This is a genomic window from Bartonella sp. W8167 (assembly GCF_016100335.1).
GTDB classification, from domain to species: Bacteria; Pseudomonadota; Alphaproteobacteria; order Rhizobiales; family Rhizobiaceae; genus Bartonella; species Bartonella apis.
Genome location: NZ_JACFSQ010000001.1, coordinates 1,029,367 through 1,053,407 on the forward strand (window position 1 = coordinate 1,029,367; position 24,041 = coordinate 1,053,407).

Here is a 24,041-nt window from a genome sequence, read left to right on the forward strand (position 1 = left end):
TTTAAGAAACCCCGAGCGATTTGAGCTTACGGTGCAGAGCTGAACGCTCCATACCAACAAACTCTGCAGTGCGTGAAATATTACCGCCAAAACGGTTGATTTGTGCAACAAGATACTCTTTTTCAAAAAGCTCCCTTGCTTCGCGCAACGGTAGAGCCATGATATGTAGATCGGAATCTGTGGGTGCTCGCGGTAAAGTATCCCCGACTTCTGCAGGCAAAAGCTCGGCAGTAATCGGTCCATCTCCACCTTCACCGCGCGCAAGAATTAACAGCCGTTCAATGTTGTTGCGCAACTGTCTGATGTTGCCCGGCCAGTTGTGAGCCTGCAGGATTGCCATCGTATCATCGCCGATTTCGCGCGGTTTTATACCGGCCTGTTCGGATATCTGATGGATAAAATAATGGACAAGTTCCGGAATATCCTCGCGGTGACTTGCAAGCGGTGGAACAGCAATCGGCACCACCGCCAGACGATGGAAGAGATCCTCGCGAAAACGCCCTTCGGCAATCAAACCTTCAAGATTTTGGGCGGTTGAAGAGATAACACGTACATCGACTTTAACGCGTTTGCTCCCGCCTACTCGCTCGAAGGTCTGGTCAGTCAGAACGCGCAGAATTTTGTTTTGCGTCTCGCGCGGCATATCAGCGATCTCGTCAATATAGAGAATGCCACCATGGGCTTCTTCAAGAGCGCCGACTTTGCGTTCACCACCATCCATTTCCGTTCCGAAAAGTTCGATTTCCATTCGTTCCGGCGTAATTGTTGCTGCATTAATAGTCACAAAAGGACCGTTCGCACGATTTGAAAGAGCATGGATTGCACGAGCTGTTGTCTCTTTACCCGACCCCGATGGGCCGGTAATCATTATGCGGCTATTTGTAGGTGCAACTTTTTCAATCGTTTGGCGTAAATGATTCATAACAAGCGACTTGCCGAGTAATTCCGGCGTAACAGTCGATTGTTTGCGCAATTCACTAACTTCGCGCTTCAATTTCGACGTTTCAAGCGCCCGCTCGGCAACCAAAATCAGACGATCTGCTTTAAAAGGCTTTTCGATAAAATCATAAGCACCGCGTTTAATTGCGGAAACAGCCGTTTCGATGTTCCCGTGGCCGGAAATCATCACTACCGGTAAATCCGGATAACGCGTTTTGATCTTGTCGAGTAAAGCCAAGCCATCCAGACGACTTCCCTGTAACCAGATATCGAGAAAAATCAATCTTGGTACACGATTTTCGATTTGCTGAAGCGCTTCATCGGAATTTGCCGCAAGTCGCGTTTCATGCCCTTCGTCCTCAAGTATTCCGCCGACAAGTTCGCGTATGTCCGCTTCATCATCGACAATCAAAATATCTGAAGCCATCTCACTTAACCGTCCTATTTCTCAACGTCTACCTTAACAGCACCGGATTTTTCCGTTTCTGCTGCCGGAAAGACCATACGAATCATGGCACCACGTCCATTGTAAAAATTCAGTGGTGCGTCATGTAATTCCATATAGCCTCCATGCTCCTCAACAATTTTACGCACGATCGCAAGTCCGAGTCCTGTCCCTTTTTCCCGTGTCGTAATATAGGGTTCCAATAGTTTTTGCCGCTGTTCCTTGGGAAGACCTTTGCCATTATCGATAATATCGGCAACGAGTTTATCTCCCTCGCGGTAAGAGCGTACAAGTATATGCCCTTTGACAACCTTATCGGCTGCAATGGCATCAATTGCTTCACTCGCATTTTTTATCACATTTCCGAAGGCTTGTCCGATAAGGCGGCTATCAAACTCGCCCATTAAAGGTGTGTCACCCAAATCGCGCTCGAATTTAATATCGTGGCGTGAAACTTCGACAAGAAAAAACGCTTCTCTTAAAGGCTCACGCATATCAAGAAGGTGCATTTCCGGTTTAGGCATACGGGCGAAAGACGAGAATTCATCTACCATTCTGCCAATATCGCCAACTTGCCTTATGATTGTATCAATGCATTGATCGAAAACTTCCCGATCATCCAGAATGACTTTACCATAACGACGGCGTATGCGTTCGGCCGATAATTGTATCGGGGTCAGCGGATTTTTAATTTCATGTGCAATCCGGCGGGCAACATCTGCCCATGCACTTGATCTTTGGGCTTCAACGAGATCGGTTATATCGTCAATTGTCAAAACCCATGACTGCCCGTTCCCGTCGTTCTCCTCCATTGTGACCTGCACATTATAGACGCGGTTGCGCCCGTCTTGAGAAAGCGTGACCTGTTCCCGATGGTTTTTGCGTCCTGACGAACGCGCAACTTCAAACACCTGTCCGATATCCGGATTGAGCGACATCAGACTTTTTCCGACAACCTTTTCCGGATCAAGATCGAACATCACCTGGGCAGCCCTATTGATCGTTGTCACATCGCCATTTTCGTCAATTCCTGCCACACCGGCATTAACACCGGCAAGCACAGCTTCTGAAAACCGGCGCCTTTCGTCAATCTGGTCACGCGCAGCGATAAGCTCGTTGCGCTGGCTTTTAAGCTCGCTCACCATATAATTGAACGTTCTTGACAGCTGGCCGACATCACCGTCTTTTGCTCTTACAGGAACAACGACATCCATATTTCCTGATGCAACATCATCGGCGGCACCGATCAGCAGCCGTATAGGCCGGACCAACCGGTCAGCTACCGCAATACCCGTCCAGATAGCCGAGATCAGCAAGCTCAGAAAAAGGCACAAATAAAGAACTGCAAAAGCAATCTGGGTCGGAATACGATTTTCGTTAAGATCGTGATAACGGGCAGTATTTGCTTCGGTCAGGCGCAAAGCCGATAGAACACGCTGGTCAACATCCCGCACCAGATAGAGAAACGTATTCGGAATATCATTGAGCTTCAGAATAATACCGAAATAATCATGTTCACCCGGTTGGAAAGTAAAAGGACTTCCTTTTGTTGCCTGAACAATAAGGTTTGCTGGCGGGATCGGAAGCTTGTCCTCGCCGCCGAGATTACTTTGCAAAAAAACCGTGCCGTTGGGGCTTAACAAAAATGCGCCTCTCAAGTCACGACCGGCTGCATGGCGGGTCAGTTGCAAACGATATTCAGTCGGATTCAAAGCAAGCAATTGTCTATTGTCGAGTGCCAATGCCATAGCGTATGAAGAATTTTTCAAATTTTGTAGCGTTTCATCAGCGTAGCCATTCGCCAGATCAATCGACGAAGCAACAATTTGTCTAGTTGTTGTGTCGAACCAGCGATCAAGCCCCTGATTGAGCGTGACACCGGCAACAATTGCAACCACAACGGCGGGAAGTGTCGCGACCAGCGCAAAAAGTGAAATAATTCTGACGTGCAGTCTCGAAGCTGCCCGCCGTGCCCGCCATGCCTGAATAATCGGCATCAATTCATAACAGGCGATTGCTATGAGCCCGAGCACCCAAACGCTATTTACGCCAATGAGAACAAGAGTAACAAAAGTACTCGGTATAATCGGCGTAAAGCCCAACATGATCGTGAAAGAGACGACCGCTGTCAGTAGCGCCAAGGCAATGACCATAATACCGAAAAATGCGTGCATATTGCGCCGCTTGCCGCTATATACGCTTTTTTCTACAGGCTTTGCCAATTTGCGATTCTTCCCGTTTCGAGCAATTGTCGTATCAATGATGCAACACTTTGTGGCGAAAATGCAACAGAAACAATCGAACTACCATCAAATATACGCAAATTTCGGTTTTCAAAATTGAAAACGGAGTTTTTGCACGCCGTTATATCTTTATTCCCGAGCGTCGGGATTGTTTCCTGACCTGGCAAATCAATTCACTTCTCTACGTGTCATCATCAAATTTTTCTACTTGTGAACAATAACATGGAAGCATTTGGGAAGTTCAGCACACCGGTTAGAGAAGTTTTATTAATAGTGCGATATTGGATTTGAACAAACTGTTTTGAGAATTCTTGGGCCTGATGATGCCCTGAACCTCTCTCCTTCAATTACGGAACTTTCCCGCCTGAATTAGGTTTTCTATAATTATATGGGATTTAAATTGGAATAAAAAACGTTTATCCGCTTGCACATAATTTCATGGGTAGAGATTTTCATTCCTCTTTGTTAAATTGACTTAATGGTGCATCGGAAAACCGCTCGCAGATGCCACATGCGCAACGTGTCAAAATCTTCCTCAAGCTATTTTTGAATTACCGTTCGGATTGATTTCTGGTTGTTCACACTCAGTGAACGATTGAGGAGTTATAGAGCCGAATTTTGCCTTTCTATGAATGCATTGCCAATTAAACACCGGAAAGGTGTTAAAATTGAGCGGCTTAAGCAAAAAACGTTGTTTTATTAGATTCCCCCTCGAAGTGGGGGGTGGAATAGTCATTTCCGTTATGCTTTAGTAAAACCTTCTCAAAAAAGTAAAGAAAACATCTTCACATTTTTAAGAATCGTTCTAAATTATAGAGAGATATTTTTAAACTGAAAGGATCGGAAATGCGGCTCACAAAACAGACGAATTATGCCATCCGGATGTTGATGTATTGCGCAGCTAACGAAGGCGAATTGAGCCGCGTGCCGGAAATAGCTAAGGCCTATTCGGTATCTGAGCTGTTTTTATTCAAGATTCTCCACCCGCTGGTGGAAGCCGGCTTGATGCAGACGGTGCGCGGAAGGAACGGTGGTGTCAAACTTGCCAAACCTGCAGACCAGATTTTTGTTTCCGACGTTGTGAAAGTCACTGAAGAAAATTTTGCAATGGCAGAATGTTTCGAAAATGGCGCCATCGAATGTCCGTTGGTGAATTCGTGCGGTCTTAATGCGACCTTGAGCAAGGCGTTAAAAGCTTTTTTCGATGTGTTGAAGGCAACTTCCATAGCTGATTTGCAACGACCAACCTTCAGGGAGCGTCTCGGTATCCATGAGCATGATGAAAACGTGAAAGTATTGAACTGATATTTGGTTTTCATTTCATGTATTGTCGTTATAATTTGATGTTTTGTTGTCATAGTCGTGTGTGAAGGGGGCGCATCATATCCAACGCAGCCATCATATTAGCCGCTGGTAGAGGTGAACGCATTGGTTCGCCCGAAAATGGCCCCAAACAATATCGACCGCTCGGCGGTCACGCAGTCATTTTTAACACGCTCAAGCGATTTCTAGATAGCGGGTTCTTTTCAACCATCATATTGGTCATCCATCGCGATGACGAAATGCTTTGTCATAAAGCAATTGGCGATTTGGCAAACCATATTACTATTGTTCATGGCGGAAGCACACGACAGATATCGACCCTTTGCGGTCTCCGCGCGTTGAATGCTTTGGGCGAAGCCAACAAACCTCAATATGTATTTATTCATGACGGTGCACGGCCTTTTGTTTCACATTCGCTTCTTGAACGGATTAATGATGCGCTGTCTCAAGATTTCGGAATCTTACCTGCTGTAGCCGTTTCCGATACACTTAAACGTGCAGATGATAATGGTATCGTTGTCGAGACAGTTCCGCGCGATCATCTCTTCGGGGCGCAAACGCCACAAGCGTTTCCTTTTCTAAAAATTTTAGCGTTGCATGAAGAAGCCGCGAAACTCGGATTAACCGGTTTTACCGACGATTGCGCCTTGGCGGAATGGGCGGGGTTCGGTATAAAACTTGTCACTGGCAGCAGTGAAAATATGAAAATTACCTGGCCTGCCGATCTTGCTATTGCCGAATTGCGTATGAAAAGGGAAGCTATGACAAATCAGGAAAATCAGACCTCCGCTTCTTTCCAACTTCCGGATGTTCGCACCGGTAACGGATATGATGTTCATCCATTCGAACCGGGCGACGGAGTAACGCTTTGCGGCGTAAAAATAGCTTATGAAAAGAAATTGAGCGGCCATTCGGATGCCGACGTTGCTCTTCACGCTTTGACTGATGCATTGCTTGCCACACGGGGTGCCGGAGATATTGGTACACATTTTCCCCCTTCCGACCCGAAATGGAAGGGTGCCTCGTCCGATATTTTTGTGCGTCATGCGGTCTCCATTATAAAAGAAGCCAAAGGGCGCATCGCCAATGTGGATATTACGTTGATAGCCGAAGCTCCCAAGGTCGGTCCACACCGCAAGGAAATGACCGAAAAACTTAAGGATATGCTCGGCGTATCCGCCGACCGTATCTCGGTCAAAGCCACAACCAACGAAAAATTGGGATTTGTCGGGCGTAAAGAAGGGATTGCTGCGATCGCAACTGCGACAGTTATCTATCCGGGGAGTGTTCCAGAATGACACTTATTGCTGAAGCAAAGGCAACAAAAGTTCTTGAAGCCTGCCGTTTACACCATTTGAAACTCGCAACTGTGGAATCCTGCACGGGCGGTTTGATCATCGGTAGCCTGACCGATATTGCAGGCTCGTCCGACGTTGTGGAATGTGGCTTCATTACCTATTCGAACGAAGCAAAAAATAGGCTCGTCGGTGTGCCTTCCGATATGATAGAGGCCTTCGGTGCCGTATCGAAACAGGTCGCGATCGCAATGGCCAAAGGTGGTGTCACACACTCAGGTGCCGATATTGCGGTTTCGGTTACAGGGGTTGCGGGACCGGGTGGCGGCAGCCCAGAAAAGCCGGTGGGGCTTGTCCATATGGCTGTTGCTTTGACGAATAAGCCGACACTTCATTTTGAAGCCCGATTTGGCGATCTTGGTCGCGAAAACATCCGTCATGCGACTGTTGAACGGGCGTTGGACCTCGTTTTAGAGGCGATCAACAGGGTTTAGCATTTTGATGGTTACTGTATGTCAAGTTCACCAAGCGGCCAGCACGATTTTCAGTCTGGTACGGAAGTCACTACCTTCCTTAGCTTTAATCGCAGTTTGCGATGGAGATTGACTTCAGGACACCGGTTAGGGTCAAAGCTCCTCGGGGAATTTAAACCGGACCGGAGGAAATCAAATAACCATTCTGAATCAAGCTTGGCGAAATCTATATTTGTCGCCAATTTTTTTCACCCGCAACATTATGCTATTAGGCGCTCTCCCCTCTGACATAAGTTAAAGTTTTTCAGATTTAATACAGGCAATCTTGATAGTGCCCTAAAATCGGAAAAAAGAGCGCGGCCTTGAACTATCCAATTTAAAGGCGTTCCTGAACAAGGTTGCACCTTTCCAACAATAAAATTGTACAACCTTTTGGAGCTATTGAACCTATCGCAGTTGAAATAATTCCCGATGAAAATGCTGACGGGCAAAGCCACTTTTAACCATGTCATCTTCCAGCGTTTCACCGAATTTTATAGGCCCGCAAAACCATATTGATGATTGTTTCCAGTTCGCAAATAGCTGCCTCAACAAAGAACCATTGAACCTTCCCTCTTCAGGCGTTAGCCAAATTTTCAGCCTGACACCAGCCGATTGCGCCAATTCGACAAGCTTTTGTTTCTCGCTTTCACTGATCGTTTGGGCAACATAAACAAAGTCTATTTGCGCTTTATTGTTTTTCTTTGATGAAGCCAACTCGTCAAGTCTTGCAAGAAATGGCGTAATTCCTATGCCTGCGCCAATCCATATTTGTTCGTGTGATTTGTCGTCGCTAAAACAAAACTTTCCGTAAGGCCCGTCAATGCGCGCTTTCCTGCCGGTTAGATTCTGTTTTACGAGTTTATCAGTGTAGTCCCCCAAACCTTTCACAAAAAACGTCAAAAAGGGTTTTTGCGGATTCCAATGGGAAGCTATTGTGAAAGGATGTGCGCCTTCGCCTTTATCCAATGTAACAAATGCGAATTGGCCGCTTTTGTGACCAGCCCATTTATTGGTAACTTTTAAAGTCAAGCGTACAACATCATTGGCTTTATCAATCGCATAGTCCGTAACGGTCGCCGCGATGTGACGGCCAAAGCCGAAACGTTTGAGCAGAACCGTAATTGCCGCGACAGAACCGAAAATTGATGAAACCCCCACCAACAAACCGAATGGTTCGTTCCAATAGGCAAATTTCGTTAACACAACGGCATGAAAAACCAGAACAAGATAAACCGCTGCCAGAATTGTATGGACATGAGCAAAAAACCTATAAGGAATAAGCTTTATCAACGCAACAAGGCAAAGAATAACGGCTATATAAAAGGCCCATTCCCCAAAAACCTCGGCATTCTTCCTGCAAATCGAGAACACATATTCAAGACCAACTTTTTGAGGCAAATTGGCTATATCGACATGATGACGAACAGGCTTTTCGAGCCACCCCCATCCCACAGCCCATTTTGTACCCTTGGTAAGAAGGAAATGCGCGATAGCCGTAACCAATGCGGTGATGCCCAGCCATTTATGAAGTCGATAGGCTTTATCAAGCCCACCTAAAGCATTGTCTATAAATCTAAGACGACAGGCTATCACCACATCAATACTCATTGCCACGAAGGCAAGAAGACCAGTGAGTTGGATGGCTTCTCGCCTGAAAGCAAAATAACCATTATTGATACCGTAGAATTCGCCGGTTGCCAGCCAGACCGCGATACAAATGAAAATGAATACAAAATACGAAATTTTCAAGTTTCTCATCAAGAGCCATAACCTGTCTTCTGTTTTTCATCAGAAAATAGAATGGAATTGATAAAATTAAAACTTAAACTTATTTAATATATTGATTTCATTAAACTTTATAATTTTTGTCCAGTTTAAAAACTACATTTTTAAAACTGCTTTCAAAATGGTTTTTAAATCAGATGGCAAACTTCGCGATTAAATCGTCTTCAGGCTTGTTGAGCCCCGTAAATCTTGTCTGCACGCATCTCGAACGCTTCGGTAAAACGCTTGAATGCTATATCGAACATAGCGCCCATAAGCATGCCAAGCATCCGGCTTTTAAACTCGTAATCAATATAGAATTCGACTTCGCATGACTTGCCATCTTCAAGGGGCTTGAATATCCAGCGGTTTTCAAGGTAGCGGAATGGCCCGTCAATATAGCGAACATCAATACGCCGCTCTTCTTTATCCAAAAGAACCTGCGTCGTGAAAGTTTCCCTGATCATTTTATAGCCAACTGTCATATCGGCAGTAAGCAGCGTTTTATTTCCTCTCTCTTCGCTTGAGCGAACGTTAAGAGATTCACACATTGGCAAAAATTCGGGATATCGTTCAACATCCGAAACGAGATTGAACATCTCAAGATCGGTATGCTGAACTTTCCGGTTAGTATTGAATTTCGGCATTCTTTATCCGCGTTGATGGGCAAGCTTTTCCGCCCGCGCTTTTCTCAGGGCTTCAAAATCCTCACCCGCATGGTGTGACGAACGGGTTAGTGGACTTGAAGACATATGAAGGAAACCCTTGGTTTTGCCGATAATGGCATAGGATTTGAATTCTTCCGGCGTAACAAAGCGGATAACAGGATGATGTTTACGCGTTGGCTGCAAATATTGACCAATGGTCATGAAATCAACATCGGCCGAACGCAAATCATCCATCAATTGAAGAACTTCATTACGTTCTTCACCAAGCCCGACCATAATACCGGACTTTGTAAAGATCGATGGGTCAAGCTCCTTGACCCGCTGCAACAGTCTGATCGAATGGAAATAGCGCGCACCCGGACGCACCGTCAGGTATTTTGACGGCACAGTTTCAAGATTATGGTTAAATACATCCGGCTTGGCCGCAACCACAGTTTCAAGAGCGCCCTCTTTATGACGGAAATCAGGTGTGAGGATTTCAATGGTGGTACCAGGTGACTTTCTTCTGATTGCATGAATCACATCAGCATAATGTTGGGCACCGCCATCAGGAAGGTCATCACGGTCAACAGAGGTGATAACCACATGTTTAAGCGCCATCTGTTTGACTGCATCGGCAACGCGTTCAGGTTCATTCTTATCGACAGGAAGAGGTATACCGGTTGCAACATTACAAAAGGCACATGCACGAGTGCATATTGCCCCCAAAATCATAAAACTTGCGTGCCTCTGAGTCCAGCATTCGCCAACATTTGGGCATCCCGCTTCTTCGCAAACTGTCACCAGATTGTTATCACGCACGATATGACGGGTTTCGGCATATTGCCCACGCAATGACGGCGCTTTCACCCTGATCCAATCAGGCTTTTTTAAAACCTCTGAATCCGGTCGATTGGCTTTTTCCGGATGCCGGACCCGTTTCTGCGATAAAGTGTCAACAACGGTAACCATTTAGTACCTCACGCTCTTTCTCCCCTCATATGGAGTATAAGCAACAAGAATGCAATTCACATCTTGATGCTCGTCAGGCGTTCAAAACCTGACCATAAGCATCAAGGACACTTTCCTTCATCATTTCCGAAAGCGTCGGATGAGGAAAGACTGTATGCATCAACTCTTCTTCTGTGGTTTCAAGATTCATCGCAACCACAAAACCTTCAATCAGCTCGGTTACTTCTGCTCCTACCATGTGCGCACCAAGCAACTGGCCGGTTTTCTTGTCAAATATGGTTTTGACAATTCCCTGATCCTCCCCCATGGCAATTGCCTTGCCGTTTGCCGAGAACGAAAAATGCCCGACCCTTATGTCATAGCCTGCGGCCTTCGCCTTTGCTTCGGTCAATCCAACGGAAGCAACTTGCGGTGTGCAATAGGTGCAACCGGGAATCCTTCTTTTGTCCAAAGGTTCTGCTGTTTCAAGGCCTGCAATATGCTCGACGCAAATAACGCCCTCTTCTTCTGCCTTATGGGCGAGCATAGGAGCACCCGCAACATCACCGATAGCATAAATACCGGGAACGTTGGTGCGTCCCCATTCGTCAATTACCACACAACCGCGTTCGGTTTTCACGCCTAACGCTTCAAGCCCGATATTTTCTATATTGCCTTGCACACCTACCGCAGAAATCAGACGATCTGCAGTAACGGTCTCGGTTTTGCCATTTATATCAATGTGAGCTGTCACAGAATTGGACGTTTTTTCGATTTTCGAAACCTTTGCTTCGGTAAGAATCCGGATGCCTTTTTTCTCCAATTGCTTACGCGCAAATGCAGAAATCTCCGAATCTTCAACTGGCATAATCTGCGGCATCATTTCCACAACCGTGACTTCCGCCCCCATATCACGATAAAAGGAAGCGAACTCAATTCCGATAGCGCCCGACCCCATAACGACAATAGATTTTGGCATAGTTTCAGGAACCATCGCTTCAAAATAGGTCCAAACCAGTTTCCCGTCCGGTTCGATACCTGGCAATGTACGTGGGCGAGCACCGGTTGCTACAATGATATGTTTTGCCTGATATGTCCCCTCGCCCAAAGTGCCCTTCGGAATCGGGTTTTGTGGCTGCATAATTTTTTTGGTGATTTTGCCAACGACAATTTCACCAAGACCGGCGCCGGAAGCTGCCTTGGTGAGCTTTGCTTCACCCCAGATAACGTCGATCTTGTTTTTCTTCATCAAATAGCCGACACCGCCGTTAAGGCGGGCAGAAACAGTGCGGGAGCGTTGCACGACATCCTTGATGTCTGCATCAATCGAACCGTTGAGTTTCAGGCCGTAATCTTTTGCATGTTCGCTAAAATGTTTGATTTCTGCGGTTCTAAGCAGCGCTTTTGTCGGAATACATCCCCAATTCAAACAAATACCACCAAGGTGTTCGCGTTCGACAATTGCAGTCTTGAAGCCCAATTGAGCAGAACGAATTGCGGTAACATATCCGCCAGGGCCAGAACCGATAACAATAACATCATATGAATTTGCCAATTTTTCCTCCATGGGGAAAGATAGAACTAAAGGCCGAGAACGACATGTACCAATGGTTGAAGCCCTTTGCCAATTGCTTTTGTGTTGTTTTCGTCAAGATGAACACCATCCAGCGGTGACGCGACTGCGACAGATGCAGCATCGAAGAAGGCACATTCCATCTCGTCAGCAAGATCCGAATAAAAAATCGAAAGCTTTTTGGATTCTCCAATAGCACCACTGAAACGCTCGCCACTTAAAGGGTGGATGGTCTCCGCCAGATGGGGCGGAGAAACAATAATAATTTCCGGCGGTTCGGTCTGCGACATATAGGGATAGGAACGGACAATATTGACAAGCCGTTTCATGCCCAGACATGCGGCCATTGCCGAACCCGCCACAAATTTTTTCAAGTCATTAGTGCCAAGCATTATGATCACCAGATTGAGCGGATGCCGTGACCCCAAGACTGTCGGAAGGATTGCTGCGCCATTCCGGTCGTCGATTGAAGTTTTATCATCGAAACAGGTTGTGCGGCCGCACAATGCTTCCTCGATAACTTCAATCGAACCGTTGAATTGCTGTTCCAGCACACGCGGCCAACGAATTTCGTTGGTATAACGTGTTTGGTTTATCGGATTTAATCCCCATGTCAGGGAATCTCCATAAGCCAGAACAGTTTTTAACATTATTACACCAGCATGCTCATCGGGTTTTCAATGAACTTTTTGAAGGCTTGTGCAAGTTCGGCTGCCAATGCTCCGTCCACTGCGCGATGGTCGGTTGATAATGTCACCGACATGACCGTTGCAATAGCCAAGGCACCGTTTTTAACGACAGCGCGCTGTTCACCTGCACCGATCGCAAAGATCGTCGCATGTGGAGGGTTGATAATGGCGCAGAAATCCTTGACACCATACATTCCCATATTGGAAACCGCAGTCGTTCCGCCCTGATATTCCTCGGGTTTCAACTTGCGTTCCCGCGCCCGTTTTGCCAAATCTTTCATTGCATTGGAAATTGTCGAAAGCGATTTTTCCTCAGCATGTTTGATGATCGGAGTAATCAAGCCGTTCGGAATGGAAACAGCAACTCCCACGTCCACGAATTTGTGGCGCATCATCCCGCTATCGAGCCAGGAAACATTGGCATCCGGCACAGCCTTGAGTGCCAATGCTGTGGCTTTGATCACCATATCATTCACTGAAAGCTTATAGGCCGGTTTTTCGCCTGCACTTGTTTTAACCATAGGGGCTGCTGCGTTCAATTCTGCACGCAATTTCAGCAATGCATCAATCTCGCAATCAATTGTTACATAAAAATGCGGAACTGTATGTTTTGATTCAACAAGACGTTTGGCAATGGTCTTTCGCATACCGTCGTGAGGTACGATTTCGTATTCATCGGTATTGAAAAGCTTCATTGTCAATTCGTCTGAAGACGAGCTTTCGGCCGGTGTAGCAGATTGCGCAGGCTGCGTTGTATTGGTTGCGGTCTTACCGGTACCGTTAGCAAGCGCACTATCAATATCACGCTTGATGATACGACCATGCGGACCTGTGCCTGAAATAAGCGACAGTTGAAGTCCGTTCTGCTTGGCCAGACGCCGCGCCAATGGTGAAGCAAATATGCGGTTGCCTTTTTCTGTAACAGGCGCTTGGGAAGTAACAGTGGCAGGCTGATTTAAAGCCGAAGATGCCTGAGCAGGCTGAACGGGAGCGGCGTCTGTTTTTGCGGCCGCAGCAGGCGCTGCTGTTGTCGACGGAGCAGAAGCTTGTTTCTTTTCTTCCTCTTCGATTGCTTTTATTGCATCCTCGGGGCTTTCGCCGTCTTCCGCCAGAACACCAATCAAAGCATTAACTTTTACGCCTTGCGTTCCAGCCGGAACGACGATTTTTGCGAGTGTTCCTTCATCGGCGGCATCAACTTCCATTGTCGCCTTATCAGTTTCAATTTCGGCAACAGTATCACCAGGTGAGACTTTGTCACCTACCTTGATATCCCACTTTGACAAAGTGCCTTCTTCCATTGTCGGGGAAAGCGCCGGCATCGTGATTTTTATAGCCATAGTGCGTTCTCCTTCAGGCTTTGTAGGTGACAGATTTTACGGCATCAACAACCTCGGCAACACTCGGCAAAGCAAGCTTTTCAAGGTTGGCTGCATAAGGCATAGGAACATCTTTTCCTGCAATCGTAGCAATCGGCGCATCAAGATAATCAAACGCCTGCTGCATCACGCGCGTTGCAATTTCAGTTCCGACAGATGACTGTGGAAAGCCTTCTTCGATTGTGACCAGACGACCTGTTTTTTTCACCGATTCAATAATTGTCGGCAAGTCCATCGGACGAACAGTTCTCAGATCTATCAACTCGACATCAATCCCGAGTTTTTCAAATTCCGGCAGCGCTTCAACCGCGTAATTCATCCCCATACCCATACCGACGATTGTTACATCGTTACCGGCTTTATGGATACGGGCCTTACCGATTGGCAAAACAAAATCATCAAGCTTCGGTACGTCGAACTGATGACCGTAAAGCAATTCATTTTCAAGGAAGATGACAGGATTGTCATCACGGATTGCTGCCTTCAAAAGTCCTTTGGCATCGGCAGCTGTATAAGGCATGATAACCTTTAAGCCCGGCACATGACTATACCATGATGCATAGCATTGGGAATGCTGGGCACCAACACGAGCGGCCGCGCCATTCGGACCGCGGAAAACCATAGGGGCATGCATCTGCCCGCCGGACATATAATGGGTCTTGGCGGCGGAATTCACAATCTGGTCGATTGCTTGCATGGCAAAATTGAATGTCATGAATTCAACGACCGGACGCAAGCCACCGAAAGCTGCACCAACGCCAAGGCCAGCAAACCCCTGTTCGGTAATCGGCGTATCAATGACGCGGCGTGCACCGAATTCATCAAGCAGTCCCTGACTGACCTTATAAGCGCCCTGATATTGAGCAACTTCTTCACCAATCAGGAAAACCTTGTCATCACGACGCATTTCTTCAGCCAAAGCTTCGTTCAAAGCTTCACGAACGGTCATTTTAACCATTTCAGTTCCTGCCGGAATATCAGGGTCTGATTGAACGACTGGCTCTGCAGGCTTCGGTGCGGCCGGTGCAGAGACAGCCGGAGCGGCAGGTGCGGATGCCGCTGCTTGTGGTGCCTGTGGGGCTGCTTGTTTTGCCGGATTAACGGCGTTTTTAATATCGGCTGCTGTTTCACCATCTTCAAGCAGAACTGCAATAGGCGTGTTGACCTTTACGCCTTCTGTTCCTTCGGGAACAAGAATCTTGCCGAGTGTTCCTTCATCGGCTGCATCCACTTCCATAGTGGCTTTATCGGTTTCGATTTCGGCAATAACATCGCCAGCTTCAACCTTATCGCCTTCTTTTTTGACCCATTTAGAAATTTTGCCTTGTTCCATTGTGGGCGAAAGCGCCGGCATCAAGATATCAATAGACATAGTCGCTTTCCTCGCTATTAAAGAAGAACATCGGTATAGAGCTCGGATACATCCGGCTCGGGATCATTTTCAGCAAAATCTGCCGCATCTGCAACGACAGCACGAACCTTTTTGTCAATTTCTTTCAGCTCGTCTTCTGTTGCCCAACCCTTTTTAATACAACGGTTCTTCACCTGATTGATCGGATCATGTTCGGTCTTGACTTTTTCGACCTCTTCCTTGGTGCGATATTTGGCCGGATCCGACATTGAGTGACCACGATAACGGTAAGTCTGCATGTCCAGAATAATAGGTCCTTTTCCTGAACGAGCCCAAGCCACGGCCTCATCGGCTGCCGATTTTACAGCGCAAACATCCATACCATCGACAACATAACCAGGAATTTCAAACGACAGACCACGACGCGAAAAATCGGTTTCGGCAGAAGCACGAGAAACAGCCGTACCCATCGCATATTGGTTATTTTCGATAACATAGACAACGGGTAGTTTCCAAAGCGAAGCCATATTGAAGCTTTCATAGACTTGCCCCTGATTAGCCGCGCCGTCACCAAAATAGACAAGCGTTACATTATCCCGCCCAAGATATTTATTGGAAAAAGCCAATCCTGTCCCTATCGGCACCTGTGCACCAACAATACCATGCCCGCCAAAAAAGTTCTTCTCCTTGGAAAACATATGCATCGAACCGCCCTTTCCCTTGGAAAAGCCGTCCTTACGACCGGCGAGTTCGGCCATAACTCCGCGCGGATTCATACCGGTTGCCAACATATGTCCATGATCACGATAGGAGGTGATAACCTGATCGCCTTGTTTGATTGCTTTGACAGTTCCGGTGACTACCGCCTCTTGTCCGATATAGAGGTGACAAAAACCTCCGATAACACCCATACCATAAAGTTGACCGGCTTTTTCTTCAAACCGTCGGATCAAAAGCATATCGTGATAAAATTGAAGTTCTTCGTCTTTGGTAAATTCCGCCGGCTCAGGTGATCTGGCGGTATTGGTTAATACGGTCTGCGTCTTTTTCGCAGAAGTTTTTTTAGCCCGTGCTGCCATATTAAACTCCCTTAATTGGTGTTTCAAAAAATACGCTTTCCCCGCCAAAGTTACAAGCACTATAAATGTTTGCAAAACTCTGTGTAAAATATTGATTTGATTGTTTTTTAGAAATAAACAGAATTTTTCCTAATTTGACAGATCACCTTGACCAGTCAGAATAACAAATTCATTCGGCTTTGAAAGATTAAGGTTTTTGCGGGCATATTCGTCAAGCATATCGCGCTCGATATGCCCGTCTTTTAAAAGCGAAACCTTTTTTTCAATTCCCTTGCGTTGTTCTTCAAGGGATTTGAGCTCGCTATTGAGACTATCTATATGCTGTTCTACTTTAACGCGAGAATATAATCCATATTCTCCGTGATAGATGTGATAGCCAAAATAGCTCAGCACACCAATTGTCATGAGCGGCAATATAAACCGCCCCTTGATTGATCTGCGTTTCTGTTTCGTCCACATCATTTTTGTATTTCTGTCCCTATAAAGCTTTAATCATTGATGCATGATTTTGATTAAAGATAGATTACCGGAAGCTAAATTTCTAAAAAACAAAATGACAAAAAGCTTTTGCCGGTTGATTTTTGAATTTTTTTTAAAAATAACCGATATAGACATTTTTACCGGTGTTATTTCAACCACTTGCCGTGTGCTGACACATTGAACCTAAAACCTCACAAAGTTCATCGCCTAACAGACAATCGCAAAAATATTCACCTCTGTTTTCCAGTATTGAACTTTCTAGTGATCATTTCCAAGTCAAAGATATTCGCTTGTGATCAGGTTTCCGTCTTTATCTTTGAATTTTCCCATGAGGATCAGAATAAAATCGATAATTGACCAAATAAACGAAATTATCGAACCGATAACTGTGATTGTGAGCAGAAGCATCAATACACCGGTACCGATTTTTCCGACCATAAAACGATGGACACCGAAAACCCCGAAGAACCAGCAGACGATTGCCATAACAACTTTTGAATGCTTGCTATCAATGCTTAAGGGAAAGATATTTTTGGCAATCGCTCCTTCTGCCACAAAATCGACCTTGATTCCGGCAGACGGTTCGCCTTGTCCACTCCAATCGAGCCGCGTAAATTCGTAACGATTGTTATCAGCTCCCGAGATAAGACCTTTGTTCCTTGTGTAGCTTATAATCGAACCGCGCATAAAAACTCCTGATCTTTTGTTAAAAAGCAAACTGCTTCAGTTGAGTGAGCATTCAGTTCTGCTTTTTTGATAAACAATGCTATTTTGTGGGGTCAAATCTTTGGTTTAAATAAGTTGCGTGTTTCAAAAAGCTAGTCCGTTATAAAAATTTTTATAAAAATGAACAAAGAGCGGACTCTGAAGTCCGCTCTTCAAAAACAGAGTTTTGCTATTGCTAATCTTCAATCAGATACGAAAAGCCGAAATACCAGCATAGTGAGCCTGATTGCCAAGCTCTTCTTCGATTCGCATTAACTGGTTATATTTGGCAAGTCTGTCAGAACGGGCAAGAGACCCCGTCTTGATCTGACCGCAATTGGTAGCAACAGCAAGATCGGCAATGGTCGAATCTTCGGTCTCGCCCGAACGATGCGACATAATTGCAGTATAACCAGCCTTATGAGCCGTTTCTACAGCATCGAGTGTTTCACTCAAAGTACCAATCTGGTTAACTTTGACGAGCAAAGAATTGGCAACACCCATTTTGATACCATCGCGTAAACGAGCCGAATTGGTGACGAACAGATCATCTCCAACGAGTTGACATTTTTTACCGATGCGGTCAGTCAAAATTTTCCAACCATCCCAATCGTCTTCGGCCATACCATCCTCGATTGTGATAATCGGGAAATCGCTAATGAGTTTTTCCAGATAATCGGCCTGTTGTTCGGCACTGCGTGTTTTGCCTTCGCCAGTGTAAACATAAGAACCGTTTTTATAAAATTCCGATGACGCACAATCAAGGCCGAGTGCCACCTGTTCGCCCGGTTTGTAACCGGCTGCCTTGATAGATTCTACGATAAATTCGAGCGCTGCTTCTGCGCTCTTGAGATTGGGAGCAAAACCGCCTTCATCGCCGACATTGGTATTAAATCCGGCGTCTTTCAAACGTTTTTTCAATGTATGAAAAATTTCTGCTCCGTAACGTACAGCTTCCTTCAAAGTTGGCGCACCAACAGGCAAAATCATGAATTCCTGAAAGTCGATCGGATTATCTGCATGAACTCCGCCATTGATAATATTCATCATTGGGGTGGGCATCAAATGGGCTTGTGTGCCGCCGACATAACGGTAAAGCGGCAAACCGGCCGAATTTGCTGCGGCTTTTGCCGCTGCCAATGAAACTCCGAGAATAGCATTAGCGCCAAGGCGCGACTTGTTCGGCGTGCCGTCAAGTGCAATCATTGCCTGATCGATCGCTATTTGATCTTCAGCATCAAGCCCGCCAATTTCCTGCAAAATTTCCCCATTGACTGCGCTAACGGCCTTCTCAACACCTTTGCCCTGGTAACGTGTTCCACCGTCGCGCAATTCCACTGCTTCGTGAGCGCCGGTTGAAGCGCCTGAGGGGACTGCAGCCCGACCAAACGCACCATCTTCCAAAACAACATCGACTTCGACAGTCGGATTGCCACGACTATCCAATATTTCACGGCCAACAATATCTATAATTGCAGTCATCTCACGTTTCCTTCCCGATAAGGGTTAGTTATTATTCAATTGAATAGACAAACTCTCCGCGCGAGGGAATATCTATTGCATGGTAAAATCGATTAAAGTTTTTTTGCCAACCGGTCAAACGCCATCAACGTTTCCAACAGATGTGGCAAATTTTCAAGTTTGACCATATTCGGCCCGTCAGACGGGGCATGATCGGGATCCTGATGTGTTTCGAGAAAGACACCGGCAACACCAACTGCTACAGCAGCACGTGCAAGAGTTTCAACAAATTCGCGTTGTCCGCCGGAGGATGTTCCCTGCCCACCCGGCTGCTGAACAGAATGGGTGGCATCAAAAATAACCGGTGAGCCGAATTGCGCCATTATTGGCAGCGCACGCATATCCGAAATCAATGTGTTATAACCGAAAGAAACACCGCGTTCACATGCCATAACATTGGGATTTCCGCTTTCGGTAATTTTTGCCAAAACGTTTTTCATATCCCAAGGGGCAAGAAACTGGCCTTTTTTAACGTTGATCACCCGGCCGGTTTTTGCTGCGGCAACCAAAAGATCGGTTTGTCTGCACAAAAACGCCGGAATTTGTAAAACGTCGACATGAGGAGCAACAATCGCACATTGTTCTTCTGTATGGATGTCCGTCAATACCGGAATATGGAATTCCCGTTTCAGATCGTCAAAAACATCCATCGCCTTTTCAAGACCGATGCCACGCTTGCTGTTCAAAGACGTACGATTGGCTTTGTCAAAACTCGATTTATAAACAAAACCGATGCCCAGTTTTTCTGTAATCTCTTTGATCTTGCCTGCCATATCGAAAGCGTGCTCGCGGCTTTCCATCTGGCATGGGCCTGCAATAATTGAAAGGGGCGCACTATTGGAAAATTTAACATTACCCACGGTGACAGTGCTATTCGGTTTCGTCATTTATTCCTCTAATCTAATCATTTTGATATGATCTTCGCTGATTGGCAGACTTTACCTTATAAAATACAAACTGTTCAATACGATTAATGCGAAACATTCTTCAAACAGTTTCCGGCAAGATGTTTCGCATAATCTCCTGAATCAAACTTAAGCGTTCATACCAATGCCGGGCGAATATTCATGTGATGGGGGGCGTTACAATATTTTTAAACAAAACATGATTGAACGATTTTATCGGATTTTATGAAGCCCCCTGTTATCAGGCAAATAATAGTTCGGATTCGCAGGGCATAAAAAATCAAATCGAGTTCACGAAAATCCTTTTTATAAGGTGGGCAGTTCTTAGCACCGGAAATAGCCTTAGCCCGTCAAGCAAATATTGAAATAGAGTTATATTTCGCCGGAAGCCTTTTGTTTTTAATAAAAAACCCTGCAAAAACCAGTTTCGAAGGTTTTTGCAAGGTTCAAGCTTCTGATTTTCTAAACAGCGATTATACAAGTCTGCTCTGTACCATTGCAGCCTTGATAAATGAAGCAAAAAGAGGATGCGGTTCGAAAGGCCGGGATTTCAATTCCGGATGATATTGAACGCCGATGAACCAGGGATGATCCTTATACTCGATTGTCTCGGGCAAAACACCGTCCGGTGACATACCAGAGAAAACGAGGCCACAATTTTCAAGCCGCTCTTTATAATCGATATTCACCTCATAGCGGTGGCGATGACGCTCGAAAATGTCGGTTTTCCCATATATTTTTGCAATAGCACTGCCTTCTTTTAAAACAGCTTCATAAGCTCCAAGGCGCATTGTACCGCCGAGATTTCCCGACTCTGCACGTCTTTCCAATGCATCCCCCTTAAGCCATTCCGTCATCAGTCCAACAACCGGTTCATCCGTTGGACCGAATTCGGTGGATGATGCATTCTCGATACCACAAAGATTACGAGCCGCCTCAATGCAAGCCATTTGCATGCCAAAGCATATACCGAAGAAAGGGACTTTACGCTCACGGGCGAAACGTATGGCCATAATCTTACCTTCTGCACCACGCTCGCCAAAAGCGCCAGGAACAAGAATGCCGTGAACCTTTTCAAGATATGGTGCCGGATCTTCCTTCTCGAAGATTTCGGATTCAATCCATTCAAGATTGACTTTGACCTTATTGGCAAGGCCGCCATGAGTCAAAGCTTCATTGAGAGATTTATAAGCATCCTTCAAGCCGGTATATTTACCGACCACGGCAATCGTAACCTGCCCTTCCGGATTATGAAGACGGCGGTTGATTTCAATCCACCGATCCATTTTTGGCTCCGGAGCAGGATCAATACCGAATGCAGCCAGAACTTCCGAATCCAACCCTTCGCGATGATAGGCAATCGGAACATCATAGATTGCATCGACATCAAGCGCCTGAATAACGGCCGATGGACGGACGTTACAAAACAACGAAAGCTTGCGCCGTTCCGATTCCGGAATTGCGCGATCGGCACGTACCAGCAAAATATCCGGTGCGATACCGACAGATTGCAACTCCCTTACCGAATGTTGAGTGGGCTTGGTTTTCAATTCCCCCGCAGCGGGAATATAAGGCATCAATGTCAGATGCATATAAACCGTTGTATGGGGAGGTAATTCGTTATGAAGCTGTCTTATCGCTTCCAAAAACGGCATCGCTTCAATATCGCCGACTGTGCCGCCAATCTCGCATAGGACAAAATCGTAATTTTCATTCCCTTCCATGATGAAATTTTTGATTTCATCAGTAACGTGCGGAATGACTTGAACCGTTGCACCCAGATAATCGCCACGGCGCTCACGCTCGATAATATTGCGGTAGATACGACCAGTTGTAATATTATCCTGCTTGTTTGCCGAACGACCGGTAAAACGCTCGTAATGTCCGAGATCAAGATCAGTCTCGGCGCCGTCATCTGTCACGAAGACTTCTCCGTGCTGATAAGGCGACATTGTGCCCGGATCGACGTTAAGATAAGGGTCTAACTTGCGGATCCTTACACGGTACCCGCGAGCCTGTAACAAAGCAGCCAAAGCTGCTGCGGCAATGCCTTTTCCAAGGGAAGAAACCACGCCACCAGTAATAAAAACATATCGTGCCATGGGCTTATGGAGATAACCGTTCATTGATGATTCTTCCAGCAAAAAATGATGTTTTAGGTGAAATTTTTTGAAACTTTTGAACTCTGCATTTTTGGAATTCGGATTAAGGATGAATCGCCCTACTTCACCAACGACAACAAGAAACTTAACAAAATGGTTGAAGAAAAGTTGATAAAATGATTCTTAAATCCGAGCTAACTATTTGTGATTATTCAACAAAAAAGCCCCGTCATTAACGGGGCTTCTAACAGCTTGTTATTGATGACTTTACAGCACAACAACCTCTGTGCCGACATCAACACGATCATAAAGATCCAGAACATCATCATTGATCATACGGAAACAACCGTTCGAGGCGGAGGAACCGATGGTCCAAGGCTGTACGGTTCCGTGAATACGAATATAGGTATCTTTGTCACCTTGCCAGAGATACAACGCACGTGCGCCAAGCGGATTGCCGGGTCCACCGTCCATTCCATTAGCATATTTTGCATAATGTTCGGGGCTGCGTTTAACCATATCTTTGGTCGGAATCCAGCGTGGCCATTCACGTTTAAAACGAATATTGGCCGTTCCTTTAAACTGAAGGCCGATTCTTCCGACAGCAATTCCATAACGTCTTGCAGTTGTCGGTGTTTCAATCAGATAAAGGAAATAGTTCTTAGGGTCGATAACAATTGTTCCCGGTTTATAACCCGAAAACGATACTGTTTGAGGCCGATATTTCTCCGGTACATTGTAGCTCTTCACAGATGGAATCTGTATATGTCCGACAGGAGCTACCGAAGCGACCTGCGCATTATCCGCACCAAGATTATCAGTGTTATCAGCAATTTCTTCCGAAAAAGCTACATTACCTGACAAAAAGAACAAGCCGGATAGACCGGCGATCATTAAACGGTGGATCATTTCAAGTTCATTCCGTGACGAAAGTTCGAAAGGTTCTTTTGCAATAGGAAAACTCTTTGCAATATATTTCATTTTCATACGACCAAAATTGTATCTTCTCAATCTTTTTCAAGGAGTGAAATAAAAGATGATTAACTGCTATGGCAGCAATGCAACACATTGTTAAGAATTAACCGTCATTGGTTTGACAAGCATACTTCATTTCCCTTGAGATATCCGGTTTATAAAAACGGGATATCCATCCGTTTTTAACGTGACTTTTGACCCTTGAAACCGGACAGAACGGGGTGGTGTAAAATAATCATCCCTCTACAAATTCCGTTTGCTCTTTCTACCATCTAGTCCGCTTGTCGCCGTTCTTGTAGCTTTGGTTCGTTTTTTTAGCTATGGCCTCGTCTTCTCTTGATCCAAGTTGCAAGCATCTCGAGCATCACCTGATTTTAAAAAGCCGTCCGGAATTTTCGCCATCAAAGTTTGCCTTAACAACAAAGCAAAGTCCGACATTCTTATGTTAACATTATGATTTTTTTGACTAAAAGTCGGAATTCTATATCGCCCGAGAACGAATTCGGTCAAAACTGAAGCCTCAATTATCGACATTAAAAAAGTGAAGCTGCCTCCATCAAAAAAGGGCGTTGATCGACGCCCTTTTACGTATTGAATTGATTTGACTTGTAAAACTTCGAAACCTGCAAGTTCCAGCGAATTAATTATTCGGGACAGGATTTTCAGGTTGTTGTGGAACCGGACTTTGTTCTGCAGGTGCTGCACTGCCGGTTGCTCCCGAATTCGTTTTGCCGCCTTTTTCATCCTTGCCGCCCAACTGTTCATAAACAGTCGGTTGTTTGGAATTATCAGCAGGAGTTTTACCTGTCTCAGTTGAAGGAGCAGTTCCAGCCGGTGCTGTTGGTGTTGCAGGTGTTTTGGTATCGTTTACCGGAATACGGTTGATAATATCGGCAGCCGGATTAGAAACACTATCCAACACAACAAGAGCAATAGATGTCGCAAAAAAGCAGATTGCAAGAATCGCTGTCAAACGCGTCAAAGCATTTTTTGTGCCGCGCGCCGTCATAAAGCCCGAACCGCCACCAATACCGAGACCACCGCCTTCAGAACGCTGTATTAACACAACGCCGACAAGTGCAATGACAATTAAAAGATGGATGACAATCAATACTGTCTGCATAAGCTCTGCTCTAATGTTACTGTTCGCGGCTGTTTAC

General features: G+C 45.7%; 20 protein-coding genes. 3 read left to right on the forward strand and 17 right to left on the reverse strand.

The features are described from left to right. Nucleotide 1: 1 nt before the first annotated feature. A complete protein-coding gene (locus tag H3V12_RS04220) occupies nt 2-1,366 on the reverse strand; it encodes a sigma-54 dependent transcriptional regulator (protein WP_075869983.1) in 1,365 nt (454 codons plus the stop codon). A gap of 14 nt (nt 1,367-1,380) precedes the next feature. Next, nucleotides 1,381-3,606 (reverse strand): PAS domain-containing sensor histidine kinase, encoded by a 2,226-nt coding sequence (locus H3V12_RS04225; protein WP_246787480.1) that lies wholly within the window; start codon nt 3,604-3,606, stop codon nt 1,381-1,383. Nucleotides 3,607-4,473: 867 nt separating this feature from the next. On the opposite strand from H3V12_RS04225, the gene rirA reads away from it, so the two are divergent. From rirA to H3V12_RS04240, 3 genes are all read left to right on the forward strand, one after another. Further along, nucleotides 4,474-4,932 (forward strand): iron-responsive transcriptional regulator RirA, encoded by a 459-nt coding sequence (gene rirA, locus H3V12_RS04230; protein WP_075869986.1) that lies wholly within the window; start codon nt 4,474-4,476, stop codon nt 4,930-4,932. A 74-nt stretch (nt 4,933-5,006) separates the two neighbouring features. Continuing rightward, nucleotides 5,007-6,248 carry a bifunctional 2-C-methyl-D-erythritol 4-phosphate cytidylyltransferase/2-C-methyl-D-erythritol 2,4-cyclodiphosphate synthase gene (locus H3V12_RS04235; RefSeq protein WP_343211712.1) on the forward strand — a complete coding sequence of 414 codons (1,242 nt, stop codon included), beginning with the start codon at nt 5,007-5,009 and terminating at the stop codon, nt 6,246-6,248. Beyond that, nucleotides 6,245-6,739 (forward strand): CinA family protein, encoded by a 495-nt coding sequence (locus H3V12_RS04240; RefSeq protein WP_198212996.1) that lies wholly within the window; start codon nt 6,245-6,247, stop codon nt 6,737-6,739. The genes H3V12_RS04235 and H3V12_RS04240 overlap by 4 nt, the downstream gene beginning before the upstream one ends. Before the next feature lie 426 nt (nt 6,740-7,165). Here the strand turns inward: H3V12_RS04240 and H3V12_RS04245 are convergent, their stop codons facing one another. The 15 genes from H3V12_RS04245 to secG all read right to left on the reverse strand — a co-directional run bounded on the left by H3V12_RS04245 (nt 7,166) and on the right by secG (nt 24,004). After that, nucleotides 7,166-8,518 (reverse strand): ferric reductase-like transmembrane domain-containing protein, encoded by a 1,353-nt coding sequence (locus tag H3V12_RS04245; RefSeq protein ID WP_198213004.1) that lies wholly within the window; start codon nt 8,516-8,518, stop codon nt 7,166-7,168. Nucleotides 8,519-8,709: 191 nt separating this feature from the next. Beyond that, nucleotides 8,710-9,171 (reverse strand): type II toxin-antitoxin system RatA family toxin, encoded by a 462-nt coding sequence (locus H3V12_RS04250; protein WP_198213006.1) that lies wholly within the window; start codon nt 9,169-9,171, stop codon nt 8,710-8,712. 3 nt (nt 9,172-9,174) lie between these two features. Then, nucleotides 9,175-10,143: a lipoyl synthase gene (gene lipA, locus H3V12_RS04255; RefSeq protein ID WP_198213008.1), complete on the reverse strand. Its 969-nt coding sequence runs from the start codon at nt 10,141-10,143 to the stop codon at nt 9,175-9,177. A gap of 73 nt (nt 10,144-10,216) precedes the next feature. After that, nucleotides 10,217-11,677 carry a dihydrolipoyl dehydrogenase gene (gene lpdA / locus H3V12_RS04260; RefSeq protein WP_198213010.1) on the reverse strand — a complete coding sequence of 487 codons (1,461 nt, stop codon included), beginning with the start codon at nt 11,675-11,677 and terminating at the stop codon, nt 10,217-10,219. Nucleotides 11,678-11,703: 26 nt separating this feature from the next. After that, complete coding sequence (locus tag H3V12_RS04265) at nt 11,704-12,345, reverse strand: SGNH/GDSL hydrolase family protein (protein ID WP_198213011.1); 642 nt, start codon at nt 12,343-12,345, stop codon at nt 11,704-11,706. 2 nt (nt 12,346-12,347) lie between these two features. After that, a complete protein-coding gene (locus tag H3V12_RS04270; protein ID WP_198213013.1) occupies nt 12,348-13,724 on the reverse strand; it encodes a pyruvate dehydrogenase complex dihydrolipoamide acetyltransferase in 1,377 nt (458 codons plus the stop codon). A 13-nt stretch (nt 13,725-13,737) separates the two neighbouring features. After that, nucleotides 13,738-15,135 carry a pyruvate dehydrogenase complex E1 component subunit beta gene (locus tag H3V12_RS04275; protein WP_198213015.1) on the reverse strand — a complete coding sequence of 466 codons (1,398 nt, stop codon included), beginning with the start codon at nt 15,133-15,135 and terminating at the stop codon, nt 13,738-13,740. Between the two features lie 17 nt (nt 15,136-15,152). Continuing rightward, the gene (pdhA, locus tag H3V12_RS04280; protein ID WP_198213017.1) at nt 15,153-16,193 is read right to left on the reverse strand and encodes a pyruvate dehydrogenase (acetyl-transferring) E1 component subunit alpha; all 1,041 of its coding nucleotides are present in this window, start codon (nt 16,191-16,193) and stop codon (nt 15,153-15,155) included. A gap of 129 nt (nt 16,194-16,322) precedes the next feature. After that, a complete protein-coding gene (locus tag H3V12_RS04285; RefSeq protein WP_075869995.1) occupies nt 16,323-16,652 on the reverse strand; it encodes a septum formation initiator family protein in 330 nt (109 codons plus the stop codon). A gap of 297 nt (nt 16,653-16,949) precedes the next feature. Beyond that, nucleotides 16,950-17,360 (reverse strand): TM2 domain-containing protein, encoded by a 411-nt coding sequence (locus tag H3V12_RS04290; RefSeq protein ID WP_198213019.1) that lies wholly within the window; start codon nt 17,358-17,360, stop codon nt 16,950-16,952. Between the two features lie 225 nt (nt 17,361-17,585). Continuing rightward, complete coding sequence (eno, locus tag H3V12_RS04295; RefSeq protein WP_075915801.1) at nt 17,586-18,860, reverse strand: phosphopyruvate hydratase; 1,275 nt, start codon at nt 18,858-18,860, stop codon at nt 17,586-17,588. A gap of 92 nt (nt 18,861-18,952) precedes the next feature. After that, nucleotides 18,953-19,786, reverse strand: a complete 834-nt coding sequence (gene kdsA, locus H3V12_RS04300; RefSeq protein WP_075914657.1) for a 3-deoxy-8-phosphooctulonate synthase — start codon at nt 19,784-19,786, stop codon at nt 18,953-18,955. 491 nt (nt 19,787-20,277) lie between these two features. Beyond that, nucleotides 20,278-21,906: a CTP synthase gene (locus H3V12_RS04305; protein WP_075870389.1), complete on the reverse strand. Its 1,629-nt coding sequence runs from the start codon at nt 21,904-21,906 to the stop codon at nt 20,278-20,280. Nucleotides 21,907-22,173: 267 nt separating this feature from the next. Beyond that, a complete protein-coding gene (locus tag H3V12_RS04310; protein ID WP_343211581.1) occupies nt 22,174-22,887 on the reverse strand; it encodes a L,D-transpeptidase in 714 nt (237 codons plus the stop codon). A 634-nt stretch (nt 22,888-23,521) separates the two neighbouring features. Continuing rightward, nucleotides 23,522-24,004 (reverse strand): preprotein translocase subunit SecG, encoded by a 483-nt coding sequence (secG, locus tag H3V12_RS04315; protein ID WP_198213021.1) that lies wholly within the window; start codon nt 24,002-24,004, stop codon nt 23,522-23,524. Nucleotides 24,005-24,041: the final 37 nt, after the last annotated feature.

What these genes read in the sequence shown, in the direction of transcription:
- H3V12_RS04220 (WP_075869983.1), bottom strand. Translation starts at nt 1,366, where the DNA reads ATGGCTTCAGATATTTTGATTGTCGATGATGAAGCGGACATACGCGAA.
- rirA (WP_075869986.1), top strand. Translation starts at nt 4,474, where the DNA reads ATGCGGCTCACAAAACAGACGAATTATGCCATCCGGATGTTGATGTAT.
- H3V12_RS04240 (WP_198212996.1), top strand. Translation starts at nt 6,245, where the DNA reads ATGACACTTATTGCTGAAGCAAAGGCAACAAAAGTTCTTGAAGCCTGC.
- H3V12_RS04245 (WP_198213004.1), bottom strand. Translation starts at nt 8,518, where the DNA reads ATGAGAAACTTGAAAATTTCGTATTTTGTATTCATTTTCATTTGTATC.
- H3V12_RS04250 (WP_198213006.1), bottom strand. Translation starts at nt 9,171, where the DNA reads ATGCCGAAATTCAATACTAACCGGAAAGTTCAGCATACCGATCTTGAG.
- lipA (WP_198213008.1), bottom strand. Translation starts at nt 10,143, where the DNA reads ATGGTTACCGTTGTTGACACTTTATCGCAGAAACGGGTCCGGCATCCG.
- H3V12_RS04265 (WP_198213011.1), bottom strand. Translation starts at nt 12,345, where the DNA reads ATGTTAAAAACTGTTCTGGCTTATGGAGATTCCCTGACATGGGGATTA.
- H3V12_RS04270 (WP_198213013.1), bottom strand. Translation starts at nt 13,724, where the DNA reads ATGGCTATAAAAATCACGATGCCGGCGCTTTCCCCGACAATGGAAGAA.
- H3V12_RS04275 (WP_198213015.1), bottom strand. Translation starts at nt 15,135, where the DNA reads ATGTCTATTGATATCTTGATGCCGGCGCTTTCGCCCACAATGGAACAA.
- pdhA (WP_198213017.1), bottom strand. Translation starts at nt 16,193, where the DNA reads ATGGCAGCACGGGCTAAAAAAACTTCTGCGAAAAAGACGCAGACCGTA.
- H3V12_RS04285 (WP_075869995.1), bottom strand. Translation starts at nt 16,652, where the DNA reads ATGTGGACGAAACAGAAACGCAGATCAATCAAGGGGCGGTTTATATTG.
- H3V12_RS04290 (WP_198213019.1), bottom strand. Translation starts at nt 17,360, where the DNA reads ATGCGCGGTTCGATTATAAGCTACACAAGGAACAAAGGTCTTATCTCG.
- eno (WP_075915801.1), bottom strand. Translation starts at nt 18,860, where the DNA reads ATGACTGCAATTATAGATATTGTTGGCCGTGAAATATTGGATAGTCGT.
- kdsA (WP_075914657.1), bottom strand. Translation starts at nt 19,786, where the DNA reads ATGACGAAACCGAATAGCACTGTCACCGTGGGTAATGTTAAATTTTCC.
- H3V12_RS04305 (WP_075870389.1), bottom strand. Translation starts at nt 21,906, where the DNA reads ATGGCACGATATGTTTTTATTACTGGTGGCGTGGTTTCTTCCCTTGGA.
- H3V12_RS04310 (WP_343211581.1), bottom strand. Translation starts at nt 22,887, where the DNA reads ATGAAATATATTGCAAAGAGTTTTCCTATTGCAAAAGAACCTTTCGAA.
- secG (WP_198213021.1), bottom strand. Translation starts at nt 24,004, where the DNA reads ATGCAGACAGTATTGATTGTCATCCATCTTTTAATTGTCATTGCACTT.